The following is a 12,648-nucleotide window of genomic DNA, read 5'->3' as shown; positions in this document are numbered from 1 at the left end:
CGGCAGGCCAACACAGCACGCTCAGACTCGACACACTGCCCAGTCACCTCCAACCCGAGCCCGTCGAGCAGGCAGAAACTAGTCAAATCAGGGCAACTGAAGGTAACGTCAAGCACGTCGAGGTCTTCCAGATCAGGCGTGTAGAAACCTTCATCTTCGGAGGACCTCGACCCCTTCAACCAGCCGCCACGCCGCAAACCCGAACAACGCTACCTACACCCTGGATTGTGAAGAGCCCCTTTGCCGACCCGATCGCGGCGCTGCGCGCCTTCAGCTACGACGTGAGCCTCACCCACGCGGCCCCGCTCGCCGGTGGCGGGGTCGCGAGCGCCCTCGACGTGCAGCGCGCGTTCCTTTCCGCCTGTAAAGCCCGCGGGAGCGCCGATGAGGAGACCCACGCAATGCTGGGCCTGTGGGCCGAGGCCCTCGCGGCGCTCGCCGACGGTCCGGCCGCCGCCGCGCACCTCATCGAATGGTGCGGCAAATACCAGCTGCTTACTCGCCTCCGCACCAAGTACGGCTGCGGTTGGGACGACCCCCGTATCGCGGCCGCCGACCTACAGTTTTCGATGATCGACCCGGCCGCCTCCTTCGCCGCGGCCCTCGCACGCAGCGGCGCCGTAAAAAACTTTTTCGCCGACGACGACCTCGCGGCAGCCGAGACCACCGCACCGGCGGACACTCGCGCGGGCGGGCGCGCCGCGTTCCTCGCCGCCTATCCCGACCGGATCTGGGCCGCCGGCTGGACGTCCCTCGTCGTCGACATCGACCGCCCCCACCTGCTACGCGTCTCGCTGCCCGACCCCTGCCACCCGACCCGCGCCGAGGCCGAGGCCGCGATCAGCGCGACCGACACGCTCGCCGATGCGCTCGCAACGCTCGGCGTCACGATCCCCGCCGACCCCGTCACGACGACGTGGGACGAAGGTGTCTATGCAGAGCCGGGGCGAACCGAGGACAATACGACCTAAGGAGGCATCATGGCTAACCGCATCCACAAAGACGTGACCCACGAGGAGACATCCGACCCGATCGAGCCGCCGACGCCCGCCGGACCAAACCCCGCCGCCCAGGGCCTCGACCAGGTCCTCGCCGATATCGACGACGTCCTCGAGGTCAACGCCCTCACCTTCGTCCAAGGATTCGTGCAAAAGGGCGGCCAATGAGCCTTGCGCGCGTCGTCGGAATCGAGACGGAGTACGGCGTCGCGAGTGCCCACCTTAGCGCCGTGCCCGACGGCAGCGCGCCGCCGCTTAGCGCCGAGGACGCCGTCACGGAGATCTTCCGCCACACGCCCCAGCGGCATCGCAGCGCCCACCATTTCCTTCCCAACGGCGCACGCCTGTACGTCGATATCGGCTCCCACCCCGAATACGCGGGCGCCGAATGCCGCCACCTCGCCGACGTCCTCGCCCAGGACCGCGCGGGCGATGCCATCCTCGCCGACATGCTCGCCGTCGCGAACGCCGACCTCGCACCCCGCGGGATGCGCATCCACCTGCTGAAATCCAATGCCGATGCACGCGGCAACACCTTCGGCTGCCACGAAAACTACCAGTTCTCCCGCTCCCGCGAGCTACCGACGGCGGGCTTCGTCGGCTTCCTCGCCGCCCGCCAAATCTTGACCGGCGCCGGCATGCTACCCTTCCCCGGCGAGGACCGCCCCGCGACCTCCTCCCCGCTCGCGCCCATGTTCTACTCGGCGCGCGCCCCCTATATGACGGCCGCGACCTCGGCCGATCCCACCCGCGAGCGGGCGTTCATCAACACGCGCGACGAGCCGCACGCCGATAGGGCCCGCTGGCGGCGCCTGCACGTCATCGCGGGCGATAGCGCGATGTGTGAGGCGACGACGGCTGTCAAGGTCATGCTCGCCGACGCCGTCCTGAGCCTCATCGAGGCGGGCGACTGGGACCTCGCGGAGGTCGAACTCACCGACCCGATCGCCGCCCTTGCCGTCTGGAACCTCGACCCGAATGCGCGCGCGGAGCGCACCGGCGGCCGAGATCCCATCTCCTGCCCCGACCTGCTCACCCTCGTGTGCGATCGCATCGCGGACCACCTCGCGCCGGACGAGCTCACCGCCCGCGCCTTCGATCTCGCTCGCCGCGGCATCGCGGCGCTCGAGACGGGCGACTACGCGGATGTGGCGACCGAGCTCGACTGGGCGATCAAACACCGCGTCCTTAGCCACGTCGCCGCTAGCGCACCGGCCGGATGGGACGGTCCGCGCGTGCTGCGCACCGACCTCGCCTTCCACGACATCAGCGCCCGCACGGGCCTGGCCGCGGGCCTGCGCACGGCGGGCCAGCTCGCGAGGTGGGTGAGCGAGGAGCAGGTCGCCGCCGCGCGCATGACGCCGCCTGCCGATACCCGTGCCCAGTTGCGCGGCGCCTTCGTCGCGGCATGTGAGCGCACGGGCCGCTCTGCCTCGATCGGGTGGGCGCACCTGCGCCTGGACCGCCCGCCGCGCCCCCAGCTCGAGCTGCCCGACCCCCTGACCGACCACGACCCCGCGGTCGCCGCGCTCATCGCCGAGATCGATTCTCTCGGCCCTGCCGCCCCCGAACCCGCTCCCCCGCGTCCCGCGCCGCTGGATGCCCTACCCGAAAGAACGCCATGAAACTCCTCATCGTGGGCGCCGGTGCGATGGGCCTGTACTTCGCCGCCCGCCTCACCCAAGCCGGCCACGACGTCACGATCCTCACCCGCCCAGGCACCACGCCCGCGACCAGCATCCGGCTCGCGCGCGGCGAGCAGGTCGGCACGATCTCGCCCATCCGTGTCCTCGATCGCGTCCCCGACGCGGGCCTTGCCCCCGACGCGGTCCTGATCGCGACGAAGGCGTGGCAGGTCGAGGCGGCCCTCGGTCGCCTCGCCGGCCGCATCCCGCGCACCAGCGCGATCATCACGGTGCAAAACGGGATCGAAGCCCCCGAGATCGCGCGCGGCCTCTTTCCCGATAATCCCGTCATCGCGGGCACGTGCGTCGTCCACGTGCTGCACCCCGAACCATTTTCCGTCGAACTGCTCGGCTCCGACGCCACCCTCACCCTGGGCTACTTTGATGCGATCGCCGCCGACGCAACGCGACTGGCAGACCTCATCAGCGAGATCGACGCGAGCCCGATCGTGTGCACCCGCGCCGAGGACATCCACCGCGCGCTGTGGAAGAAACTCGCGCTCATCGCCTCCTACGGCGGGATCGGCGCGGCCGCGCACGCCACCGTCGGGCAAACCCGCGACACGTCGGAAACCCGCACGCTCGTGCGCACCGCCATCCGCGAGGCCGCCGACGTCGCCCGCGCTCACGCGGTGACGTTTACCGACGCCGACGAGGAAGAGGTCATGGCGATCTATACCGAGCACTTCGCCGCCGACGCGACCTCCTCGATGCAGCGCGACCTCGCGGCGGGAGCCCCGAGCGAACTCGCAAACCAGAACGGCGTCATCGTCGCCCGCGCCGCGAAACTCGGTATTCCGGTGCCGACGCACTCCTTCATTTACCGCACCCAGCTACCGCGCGAGCGCTCCGCCCGCGCCCGAGAGTGAGGAAGCCATGACCGATTTCTCCCCGCGCCTTGCCTCCGTCTCGACCGCATTCGAGATGAGCGCCCCGCTCGTCCTCGACGGCGGCCTCGGCCCGGAAGTCACCGTCACCGCCAGCTTCGAGGCGCCCCGCTCCAAGACGTTCACGGCCGCGTTCACCGGCGGCGCGCTCACAATCGACGACGAGCCCGCGCCCGTCGTCGGCGTCGCACTCACGTCGGTGGGCTCGCTCGAGCACGAAGACCCGGCGATCATCGTCCCGCTGGCAGACCTTGACCTGCCCGACGGTTTTACGCTGCCTGAGCCCGCCTCCCTGCCCGGCGCGCTCTCGGCCGCGCACACCTACGTGCGGCAGCTCGACGAGGCTCAGATGCTCGACCTCATGCGCCGCGCGTTCGGCTGGCTGTTTGCCTAGATCCGGCTGAGGTAGATCGACGGGCGCCGCGAGCGCCAGTCGCCCTCCCAGCCGCGCTCGCCGCGCCGGAAATGCGTCCGGTCCATCCGCACCGAGCGCACGTCGCGGTTATCGGCCTCGATCGTCTCCGGCAGCGGCCGCGACGCGGCGACATTGCAGGAGATTCCGACGTCCGTGCCGAGCTCCGCGAGATCGCTCTCCTCGCCCGATGCGAAGCGCCGCGCGGCGGCGAGCTGGCGCACCCCGGCGTCGTCGGCTCGAACCACGGGTTGCGCGGCGAGTCGATGCACCCGCCCGGCTCGCCCGCGCCCGCGCCATCCACGATGGGGCCGGGCCGCTCGAGCTGGCGCGTCACGGTGACATTGCCGAGCGAACGCAGTTGCAGGCGCAAGTCCCACGGGTCGAGCGAATCGTCGAGGTCGGCCAGCGCTTCGGAATCGATCAGCTCGAGCGCGCGCACGTTCGTGAGGTCCGCCTCGCGAGCATGGACCTTGCCCTCGGCGTCGCGGAATGTGCCGTCGGCGAGCCGAAACAGAATGCGGTCGCGAAACGCGCGTCCGTTGGCGACGCCGGAGGCGAGCACGATCCTCATGATGCGTACGCGATGTCGTGCGGCGCGACGTCCAGCCCCGCGATCGTGGCCGGCTCATCGCCGACGTTGAGCGCGAGCACGACGCGCCCCGTCCCGTCCCGTCCCGCGACGTCAGTTCGAGCGCGAGCGTCTCGTTGGTGAGCTCGCTGCGGGTGATCACCGCATCGTGCAAGAAGCGGTGGCACCGCGGAAAGCCGATGAGCTCCTGGTACAGCGCGCGCACGGGCCGCCCGAGCTCGGAGAGCTCCGCGGGATGGGCGGGCAGCGGCGGCCGAATCTCCGCATCGCCGCCGAGCGGCTCGTACTTCGTGCCCGTAAAGCCGTCCCCGTCGCCGTAGTAGATGCTCGGCGTGCCTGGCAGCAGCGCGAGCAGCGCCACCTCATGCCGCAGGTGCCGACTGTCGGCAAGGCGCGACGCGATCCGCGTGACGTCGTGATTGGAGATGAACGTCTGCGGCACGAACGCCTCCAGCAACTCGGCATGCCGGCCGAGCGCATGGTCGAGTTCGAACAGGTTGCGGTCGTTCAGCGCCGACCACGTCGCCTTCCACAGCTCGTATTGCGTCACGGAATCGAACCCGGAGCGCGTGACGATACCGGCGTAAGCGCCGTGGATGACCTCACCGAAGACGTACAGGTCGGGGTGCGAGGCGCGCACGCGCTCGAGGATCGGCGCCCAGATGGCCGGATCCATCGCATAGGCCGCATCGAGCCGCCAGCATGAGACGCCCTGGCGCGACCAGTAGTCCATGACCTCGACGACGAGGTCGGCCATTGCCGGATCGGAATAGTCGAGCTCGACGAGGCCCGTGTGCCCTTCGAAGAAGGTCGCATCGTCGCGCGCGAGCTCCAGGTCGCGCCCGACGTGGTTGAACACGCCGTCGAGTCCGACGCGGATGCCGCGCTTAGTGCACGCGGCGATGAGCTCGCGGAAATCGTCGAGGTCTCCCAGCCGCGGGTCGATGCGGAAGTGATCGAGCGTGCCGTAGCCGTGCGAGGCCGAGGCGAAGATCGGCCCGAGCAGCAGGCCGTTACAGCCGATCGTGACGAGGTGATCGAGCCAGTCGATTAGGCGCGGCAGCCGGTGGACGACCTCGGGGCCGTCCTGGGTATCGGGCGCGCCGAGCGCCCCGAGCGGGTACACGTGCCAGAAGATGGCGTCGCGCACCCAGCTCGGTTCAGTGCTCATCGCCGGTGGAAAGGCTCGGGTCAGCGTCGGTCAGGAATTCGGCGATGCGGCTCGCCTCGTCGTCCTCACCGATGGCGCCCGCGGCCTTGCCGAGCGCCATGAGCGCGCGCAAGAAGCCCTGGTTGGGCGTGTGCTCGAAGGGCACCGGGCCGGCGCCGCGCCAGCCCGCGCGCCGCAGCGCGTCGAGCCCGCGGTGGTAGCCGGTGCGCGCATAGGCATAGGCGCGCACCTCTTCGCCCTCGGCAAGGGCCTCTTCGGCGAGTAGCGCCCAGGCGAGCGAGGACGTTGGATAGCGCCGCGCCGCCTCGACCGGCGCAGCCCCCTCATCGAGAAGGGCCGCACCCGGGTCGGGCGGCAGCAGCGTGGGTTCGGGGCGGAGCAGGTTTTCTCTCATAGCCCCAGTGTCTCACCGGTTAGTCGACGTCGTGCTCGATCGTCTGCGGCGCAGTCGCGTGGTTGACCTGAATCTTGCGCGGCTTGGCCTCTTCGGCGACGGGAATCGTCAGCGTGAGGACGCCATCGGCATAGGTCGCCTCGATCTTGTCCGACGCGACGCCGAGGCCGAGTCCGATCTGGCGCGCGAACGTGCCGGTCGGGCGCTCGCGCGTGAGCCATTCGAGGTCCTCGCCGGAAACGGAGCGCCGCTCGGCACGGATCGTCAGCGTGCGATCCTCGACGTCGATATCGATCGACGCGGGGTCGACGCCCGGCAGATCAATCTGCGCGATGAAGGCATCACCTTCGCGGTACAGGTCCAGCGGCATCGCGAGCGAGGACGGCGCCTGGCGCACGCTCGCATTCAGCAGTCGCTCCATCTCACGGAACGGGTCATAACGGGTAGCCATTGAGCCCACCTCCACAGTTGGTTAACGTCGTGACTCTATTATTGGCACTCCCCCACCGAGAGTGCTAGCAGTGATCGCCCCAGGCGAAAAGTTGAGTCGACGCTACTCAGCCTGGATGCGTGATATCCCGCGACCCGACCCCGTACACTAGGGACACGCTGGCTCACCAATGGAGGTTGCATGTACCGCATCAGTGGCGTTCGCCGTCCCTATGACTGGGGTTCACACGACGCAATCCCGTGGCTCATGGGCGAACAGGTGACGGATGAGCCCGTCGCCGAACTGTGGTTCGGTGTGCACCCGACGGGGCCCGCCGGACTACCGGAGCACGACGAGCACGACAACCTCAAGACCCTCATCGAGTCCGATCCCGTCGGCACGCTCGGCGAGGACGTGAAGAGCCGGTTCGGCGATACGCTTCCCTTCCTCATGAAGCTCATCGCGCCTGCCAAGCCGCTGTCGCTGCAGGTCCACCCGAACCTCACGCAGGCGCGCGAGGGTTTCAAGCGGGAAGAGGCCGCGGGCATCGCGCTCGATGACCCGACGCGTAACTACCGCGACCCCAACCACAAGCCCGAGCTCGTCATCGCCCTCACGCGCCTCGAGGCGATGTGCGGTTTTCGCGCCCCGCGCCGCGCGATCGAGCTGCTCGAGGGCCTCGACGTGCCGCTCGCCGAACGGCTCGTCAAGGTCCTGCGCGATGACCCGACGTCGGCGGGCATGAAGCGCGCGTTCGCGCTGCTGATCTCCGGGCCGCGCCGCGCCACCCCCGAGGACGTCAAAGCAATCGCCGAGGCCTGCGCCCACCGCCTTGCGACCTCCACCTCCCCCTCGCCGCGCGCGGACACGATCGTCGGCATGCTGCACGACGAGCACCCCGGCGACCCGGGCGTCGTTGCTGCACTCCTGCTCAACCCCGTGACGCTGCGCGGCGGCGAGACGCTCTTCGTCTCGGCCGGCACCGTCCACGCCTACCTGTCCGGCCTCGCGGTCGAGGTCATGGCCTCTTCCGATAACGTTTTGCGCGCAGGCCTCACCAGCAAGCACGTCGATATCGACGAAATGCTCCAGTGCGTTGACTTCGTCGCGGCGCCCCCGATCCGCCTCGCGCCCGAACTCTTCGGCAGCGCCACCGAGGTCTTCTACGCGCCCGTCGACGACTTCGAACTCAACGTCACGCGGTTGCGCGAGACCCACGGCCGCCAGCCGGTGCGCGGGCTGGGCCCGCGCGTGATCCTGTGCGTCGACGGCAAGATCACGCTGTGGAATGCGGCCGACGAGCGCGTCCAGCTGCGCTGCGGCCAGGCGGTATTCGTCCCCGCGGGCGACGGGGCGATCGAAGCCAAGGGCTCCGGCACACTCGTCCAGGTCGACGTTCCCTAACCAAGCGGCGGCAGCGTCGCGAACTACTCGCGCCGCTCACCCTTCGCCACCGGATCCGGAACCGGCAACGCCGCGAGCAGCCGCTGCGTATACGGGTGGGTCGGCCGCTGCAGCACCTCGCGCGCCACGCCCTGCTCGAGGATCTCGCCGCGGTACATCACGACGATCGAATGCGACACCTCGTCGATCACGGCCAGGTCATGCGAGATGAACAGGCAGGCGAACCCAAACTCCTGCTGCAACTGCAAGAACAGGTCGAGCACCGCCGCCTGGACGGACACGTCGAGCGCGCTGGTCGGCTCGTCGGCGACGATGAGCGCGGGTTGAGCGCGAGCGCCATCGCGATGATGATGCGCTGCTTTTGGCCGTCGGAGAACTGGTGCGCATAGTGGTCGACGCGCTCGTCCGGATCGGGAATCCCGACGCGCGAGAGCAGTTCGATGCTGCGCGCCCGCATCGCCTTGCGCGTGAAGTCCTTGTCCGTCCAGCCGCGGCGTTTCAGCTCCGCGCGATGCGCGCGGAAAATTTCTGCGAACTGCCAGCCGATCGGATAGACCGGGTTGAGGGCCGCCGACGGCGAACGAGCCGTTGTCGTAGGCGCCAGCCGGGTCGAGGCTCATCACCTTGTCGGTCGTGCCGCGAGCGTGATGACGGAATCGCCGCCATCGGGCGTGCCGCCGGATTCTTTGCTGCCCGACTTGGTCGCGCAGGCGCTCATCGCGAGGGCGGCTACGGCGCCGATCGCGATCGCGGATCGGAGTTGGGAGTGACGGGACATCGACCCCTCCTAAGAACGTGGTAACCAGGCACTACCGGTTAGCCCGGAAATCTAACACCGGAAGAACTCCAGGTTGACGTCTAGGTCACATTATGAGACCGGGGTCACAATTTGGCAACAGTCGGCGCGGTTTCGCGCCCCGCGAGCCACCCGACGGCGGCCGCGAGCATCATCGCTCCGGTGAGGGCAAAGCCGAGGCCAAACCCGACGGTATCGACGATGAGGCCCACGAGGATCGGGCCGATGATCGCGCCGAGGTCGGAGAGCATCATGAACGTCGCGATGACCTTGCCGGCCGAGCGGTCTGGGCCGACGATATCGGCGACGGTCGCCTGCTGTGCCGGGTTGAGGATGCCCGAGCCGAGCCCCGCGAGCGCACACAGGACGATGAGCAGCCAGACCGAATCGGCGATCCCGAGCACCGCTGTCAGCGATCCAGAAATGACGAGCCCAGTGATGATCGGTTTCTTGCGCCCGATTCGGTCGGTGATGCGCCCCGCGAACAGGAGGATCGACGCATTGCCGACGGCAAACGCCGTCAGGGCCACGCCCGCAACCCAACCCTCGGTCGAGATCGAGTCCGCGAACAGCGGCAGGACCGCGACGCGCACGCCGAAGTTCGTCCACCCATTGGCAAAGCTCGACCCGAGCGCGGAGCGGAACGCGGAGTCTTGCCACGCCTCATCGACCCGCATCGCGGGCTTTTGGGGCGCCCCCGGCTCGGGCCGCAGCCGCGCCCCCGACAAGAAGATCGCGACGACGGCCGCGGCGATGATGAGCGCGACACCATAGGACACGAACGGCACCCAGATCGCGACCTGCGCGAGGCCCGAGCCAAGAGTCGGCCCGACGATATTGCCGAGCAGGAACGCCCCGCCGTAATAGGACGAGACCCGCCCGCGGATCGCGGGCGGCGCGAGCCGCACGATGAGCGCCGCGGCCGAGACGGTGAACATCACCGAGCCGATACCGCCGAGGCCACGGTAGACGATGAGCTGCCAGTAGGAATTGGCCGTCGCCACGGCGAGCGTCGAGAGCGCGACGATGAGCACGCCCATGATGTAGACGGGCCGCTCCCCCAGTTTGTCCGCCAGATGCCCGCCTACGGGCGCGAACAGCAGCCGGAAGACCGCGAAGATCGACACGACGATCGTCGCCGCCGTGAACGAGACGTCGAATGAGCGCGCGAACTGCGGCAGCACGGGCGCGATGAGGCCGTAGCCGACCGCAATGACGAACGCTGCGATCACCATGACCCAAATCTCGACGGGGGTCGTTATCTTCTCGCGCGGCTCAACGTTCATAGCTGAATCATCCTAGAGTAGAAGGGTGGATTCCCCAACGACCGAGACCGCACCCATCACTCGTATGGCAGACGGCACGATCAAGCAGATCAACCCCCTGTCGGGAACGGAGGTGTGGACGATCCAGGGCCGAGCCAATCGCCCGCTGGAGGTCGCCATCCCCGATCCGGTGCCCGTCGCCGCCGAAGCCGCGGGCCAGCACTGCGCGTTTTGTTCGGGCCGCTACCTGGAAACGCCGCCGGAAAAGGCGCGCATCGTGCGCGGCGACGACGGCAGCTGGCAAACGCTCCTCAGCGTTCCCGCCTCCAAACTGTTTGACACGGTCGCGGAATTCCGCCGCATCCCCAACCTGTTCGAGATCCTCTCGCTGGAGTACTGGCAAGCCAATTACGGCTACACGATTCCGAGCCAGGTCCTCAACCGCCGCGACGCCTACCTCACCGAGGATGAGGGCTGGGAGCATGTCCTCGCCATCGTCCGCACGAAGCTGCGGGCCTCCGGCTTTACGAACGACGAGATCGACGCCCTCGACGAGCGCACCCTCATCTCGTTCGCCGACGCCTTTTTCGCCTCCGGCCACGACGTCATCGTCTCGCGCCGCCACTACGCCGAGGGCGCGACCTCGAGCGCCGACCTCGCGAGCTCCGGCTCCCTCAGCTTCGAGGAGCACCGCCACTACATCTCGATGACCGCCGAGACGATGCGCGACCTGTACCGCAAATACCCCGACGCGAAATACGTCGCGGCCTTCCAAAACTGGCTCCGCCCCGCCGGTGCCTCCTTCGACCACCTGCACAAGCAACTCGTGACGATCGACGAACGCGGCGTCCAGGCCGAACGTGAAGTCGCAAAGGTCGAGCGCGACCCCGAGATCTATAACCGCCTCGCCGTTGACTACGCCATCGCCCACCGCCTCGTCATCGCCGAAAACAACCACGCGATCGCCTTCGCCGGGTTCGGCCACCGCTTCCCGACGCTCGAGATCTATTCGAAGTCCGCGGCCAATTTCCCGTGGAAGCACCATCCCGACGCGATCGCCGCGATGTCGGATCTCATCCACGCCTGCCACGTCGCGACCGGCCCAAGAATCGCGAGCAACGAGGAATGGCACTACCGCCCGCCCGACGTCGAGACGAAGATGCCGTGGCGCGTCATGCTGAAGTGGCGCGTCTCCACCCTCGCGGGCTTTGAGGGCGGCACGAAGATCAACGTCAACACGATCGACCCGTTCACGCTCGCCGCCCGCGCCCTGCAGCGGCTCGAAGACAACCGCGACCAGATCGCACCCACAATCGCGATCGGCCCCGAATGCCGCAGCGAGCGCGGCGCCCTGACCTACACCGAAGAGAAGTAACCATGAGCTGGCCCGAACCCTACCGCGCGGCCGATACCCGTCACGAGGCACTCCCGACGAAGCGCAGCGGAGCGACCGGACTCGTCCTGCCGCGCATCAGCCTGGGATTGTGGTGGAATTTCGGCGACGACCGCCCCCTGCAGATCCAGCGCGACATCATCCGCTACGCCTTCGATCACGGCGTCTTCCATTTCGACCTGGCCAATAACTACGGCCCGCCCTTTGGCAGCGCCGAAAAGAATTTCGGCCGCATCTTCGCTGAGGACCTCAAGCCCTACCGCGACGAGCTCGTCATCTCGACGAAGGCCGGCTGGGACTTCTTCCCTGGCCCCCACGGGATCGGCGGCAGCGCCAAATACCTGCTCGGCTCGCTGAACAATTCGCTGCGCAGCATGGGCCTCGACTACGTCGACATTTTCTACTCCCACCGCCCCGACCCAGATACGCCGCTGGAAGAAACCTGCCGCACGCTCGACCAGATCGTGCGCTCCGGCAAGGCCCGCTACGTCGGCATCTCCTCCTACAGCGCAGACCAGACGCTGCGCGCGCAGGAGATCATGCGCGACCTCGGTACGCCGCTGGCGATCCATCAGCCGTCGTACTCGATGTTGAACCGGTGGGTGGAGGACGACGAGTCCGGTAGCTCGCTGCTGGCTGCCTGCGCCGAGGCCGGCATGGGCACGATCGTGTTTTCGCCGCTCGCGCAGGGCATGCTCACGGCGAAGTACCTGGGCGATAACCCGGCCGCGAACCTCACCGGCTCGCGCGCGGGCACGTCGCTCACGGAGTCCATGCTCACCACGGAGAACCTCGACCGCGTGCGCGGCCTGAACGACATCGCCGCCACGCGCGGCCAGAGCCTCGCGCAGCTCGCGATCGCGTGGGTGCTGCGTGACCAGGGCGACGCGACGGTCACCTCCGCGCTCATCGGCGCCTCGAGCGTCGACCAGCTGCGCGATAACCTCGTCGCCGCCACGAACACCGACTTCACGTCCGACGAGCTCGACGCGATCGACCGCTTCGCCGTCGACTCGGGCATCAACCTGTGGGATTCGGCGACGAAGTCGACCGCAGGACGCGATTCATAACTGCACGACGAAAGGGGCCGGATGCATTGCGCATCCGGCCCCTTCGCGTTACTGCCCTAGGTGTATGAGGTCATGACGTTGTCTACACGTTCGTGGACTCGGCTGGCCGGTGGCTGATCTGCACAGGCGGTATGAGGCCGATGATAGTTGT

General features: G+C 68.2%; 14 protein-coding genes. 8 read left to right on the top strand and 6 right to left on the bottom strand.

Going from position 1 to position 12,648, the window contains the following annotated elements:
- Positions 1-227 precede the first annotated feature (227 nt).
- Genes BSZ39_RS10470 through BSZ39_RS10450 form a run of 5 tightly spaced genes read left to right on the top strand, consistent with a single transcriptional unit; the run spans position 228 to position 3,964 of the window.
- Positions 228-971, top strand: coding sequence for a proteasome accessory factor PafA2 family protein (locus BSZ39_RS10470; protein ID WP_073717279.1), 744 nt, complete (start codon positions 228-230; stop codon positions 969-971).
- Positions 972-980: 9 nt separating this feature from the next.
- A complete protein-coding gene (locus BSZ39_RS10465) occupies positions 981-1,166 on the top strand; it encodes a ubiquitin-like protein Pup (protein ID WP_073717278.1) in 186 nt (61 codons plus the stop codon).
- The gene (locus tag BSZ39_RS10460) at positions 1,163-2,623 is read left to right on the top strand and encodes a proteasome accessory factor PafA2 family protein (protein ID WP_073717277.1); all 1,461 of its coding nucleotides are present in this window, start codon (positions 1,163-1,165) and stop codon (positions 2,621-2,623) included. The genes BSZ39_RS10465 and BSZ39_RS10460 overlap by 4 nt, the downstream gene beginning before the upstream one ends.
- The gene (locus BSZ39_RS10455) at positions 2,620-3,552 is read left to right on the top strand and encodes a ketopantoate reductase family protein (RefSeq protein WP_073717276.1); all 933 of its coding nucleotides are present in this window, start codon (positions 2,620-2,622) and stop codon (positions 3,550-3,552) included. Before BSZ39_RS10460 ends, BSZ39_RS10455 begins: the two co-directional genes overlap by 4 nt.
- A 7-nt stretch (positions 3,553-3,559) precedes the next feature.
- Positions 3,560-3,964: a hypothetical protein gene (locus tag BSZ39_RS10450; protein ID WP_073717275.1), complete on the top strand. Its 405-nt coding sequence runs from the start codon at positions 3,560-3,562 to the stop codon at positions 3,962-3,964.
- On the opposite strand, the gene BSZ39_RS10445 is transcribed toward BSZ39_RS10450, so the two are convergent.
- The 3 genes from BSZ39_RS10445 to BSZ39_RS10435 are packed head-to-tail and all read right to left on the bottom strand — an operon-like array spanning position 3,961 to position 6,590.
- A complete protein-coding gene (locus BSZ39_RS10445) occupies positions 3,961-5,745 on the bottom strand; it encodes an alpha-amylase family glycosyl hydrolase (protein ID WP_083603246.1) in 1,785 nt (594 codons plus the stop codon). The genes BSZ39_RS10450 and BSZ39_RS10445 overlap by 4 nt on opposite strands.
- Positions 5,735-6,139, bottom strand: a complete 405-nt coding sequence (locus tag BSZ39_RS10440; RefSeq protein ID WP_073717273.1) for a DUF3151 domain-containing protein — start codon at positions 6,137-6,139, stop codon at positions 5,735-5,737. The genes BSZ39_RS10445 and BSZ39_RS10440 overlap by 11 nt, the downstream gene beginning before the upstream one ends.
- Before the next feature lie 19 nt (positions 6,140-6,158).
- Complete coding sequence (locus BSZ39_RS10435; protein ID WP_073717272.1) at positions 6,159-6,590, bottom strand: Hsp20/alpha crystallin family protein; 432 nt, start codon at positions 6,588-6,590, stop codon at positions 6,159-6,161.
- 180 nt (positions 6,591-6,770) lie between these two features.
- Here BSZ39_RS10435 and manA point away from each other — a divergent pair, with 180 nt between their 5' ends.
- A complete protein-coding gene (gene manA, locus BSZ39_RS10430) occupies positions 6,771-7,973 on the top strand; it encodes a mannose-6-phosphate isomerase, class I (RefSeq protein WP_073717271.1) in 1,203 nt (400 codons plus the stop codon).
- A gap of 23 nt (positions 7,974-7,996) precedes the next feature.
- Here the strand turns inward: manA and BSZ39_RS15100 are convergent, their stop codons facing one another.
- The 3 genes from BSZ39_RS15100 to BSZ39_RS10415 all read right to left on the bottom strand — a co-directional run bounded on the left by BSZ39_RS15100 (position 7,997) and on the right by BSZ39_RS10415 (position 10,055).
- Positions 7,997-8,593, bottom strand: a complete 597-nt coding sequence (locus BSZ39_RS15100) for an ABC transporter ATP-binding protein (protein WP_143180501.1) — start codon at positions 8,591-8,593, stop codon at positions 7,997-7,999.
- Positions 8,593-8,751: a hypothetical protein gene (locus BSZ39_RS13945; RefSeq protein ID WP_158025177.1), complete on the bottom strand. Its 159-nt coding sequence runs from the start codon at positions 8,749-8,751 to the stop codon at positions 8,593-8,595. The genes BSZ39_RS15100 and BSZ39_RS13945 overlap by 1 nt, the downstream gene beginning before the upstream one ends.
- Positions 8,752-8,855: 104 nt before the next feature.
- Complete coding sequence (locus BSZ39_RS10415) at positions 8,856-10,055, bottom strand: MFS transporter (RefSeq protein WP_073717269.1); 1,200 nt, start codon at positions 10,053-10,055, stop codon at positions 8,856-8,858.
- 64 nt (positions 10,056-10,119) lie between these two features.
- On the opposite strand from BSZ39_RS10415, the gene BSZ39_RS10410 reads away from it, so the two are divergent.
- Both BSZ39_RS10410 and BSZ39_RS10405 read left to right on the top strand, forming a co-directional pair.
- Positions 10,120-11,409, top strand: a complete 1,290-nt coding sequence (locus tag BSZ39_RS10410) for a DUF4921 family protein (protein ID WP_073717268.1) — start codon at positions 10,120-10,122, stop codon at positions 11,407-11,409.
- Between the two features lie 2 nt (positions 11,410-11,411).
- Positions 11,412-12,497: an aldo/keto reductase gene (locus BSZ39_RS10405; protein ID WP_073717267.1), complete on the top strand. Its 1,086-nt coding sequence runs from the start codon at positions 11,412-11,414 to the stop codon at positions 12,495-12,497.
- The last annotated feature ends 151 nt before the right edge of the window (positions 12,498-12,648 follow it).

This window comes from Bowdeniella nasicola (genome assembly GCF_001907295.1).
Classification (GTDB): Bacteria; Actinomycetota; Actinomycetes; order Actinomycetales; family Actinomycetaceae; genus Bowdeniella; species Bowdeniella nasicola.
Note: the sequence above shows the minus strand (reverse complement) of the source record. Positions and strands in the feature narration are given on the sequence as shown.

Excerpts from the sequence above, each read along its gene's own strand:
- BSZ39_RS10465 (WP_073717278.1), top strand. The coding sequence starts at position 981 with ATGGCTAACCGCATCCACAAAGACGTGACCCACGAGGAGACATCCGAC.
- BSZ39_RS10460 (WP_073717277.1), top strand. The coding sequence starts at position 1,163 with ATGAGCCTTGCGCGCGTCGTCGGAATCGAGACGGAGTACGGCGTCGCG.
- BSZ39_RS10455 (WP_073717276.1), top strand. The coding sequence starts at position 2,620 with ATGAAACTCCTCATCGTGGGCGCCGGTGCGATGGGCCTGTACTTCGCC.
- BSZ39_RS10450 (WP_073717275.1), top strand. The coding sequence starts at position 3,560 with ATGACCGATTTCTCCCCGCGCCTTGCCTCCGTCTCGACCGCATTCGAG.
- BSZ39_RS10445 (WP_083603246.1), bottom strand. The coding sequence starts at position 5,745 with ATGAGCACTGAACCGAGCTGGGTGCGCGACGCCATCTTCTGGCACGTG.
- BSZ39_RS10440 (WP_073717273.1), bottom strand. The coding sequence starts at position 6,139 with ATGAGAGAAAACCTGCTCCGCCCCGAACCCACGCTGCTGCCGCCCGAC.
- BSZ39_RS10435 (WP_073717272.1), bottom strand. The coding sequence starts at position 6,590 with ATGGCTACCCGTTATGACCCGTTCCGTGAGATGGAGCGACTGCTGAAT.
- manA (WP_073717271.1), top strand. The coding sequence starts at position 6,771 with ATGTACCGCATCAGTGGCGTTCGCCGTCCCTATGACTGGGGTTCACAC.
- BSZ39_RS15100 (WP_143180501.1), bottom strand. The coding sequence starts at position 8,593 with ATGAGCCTCGACCCGGCTGGCGCCTACGACAACGGCTCGTTCGCCGTC.
- BSZ39_RS13945 (WP_158025177.1), bottom strand. The coding sequence starts at position 8,751 with ATGTCCCGTCACTCCCAACTCCGATCCGCGATCGCGATCGGCGCCGTA.
- BSZ39_RS10415 (WP_073717269.1), bottom strand. The coding sequence starts at position 10,055 with ATGAACGTTGAGCCGCGCGAGAAGATAACGACCCCCGTCGAGATTTGG.
- BSZ39_RS10410 (WP_073717268.1), top strand. The coding sequence starts at position 10,120 with ATGGCAGACGGCACGATCAAGCAGATCAACCCCCTGTCGGGAACGGAG.
- BSZ39_RS10405 (WP_073717267.1), top strand. The coding sequence starts at position 11,412 with ATGAGCTGGCCCGAACCCTACCGCGCGGCCGATACCCGTCACGAGGCA.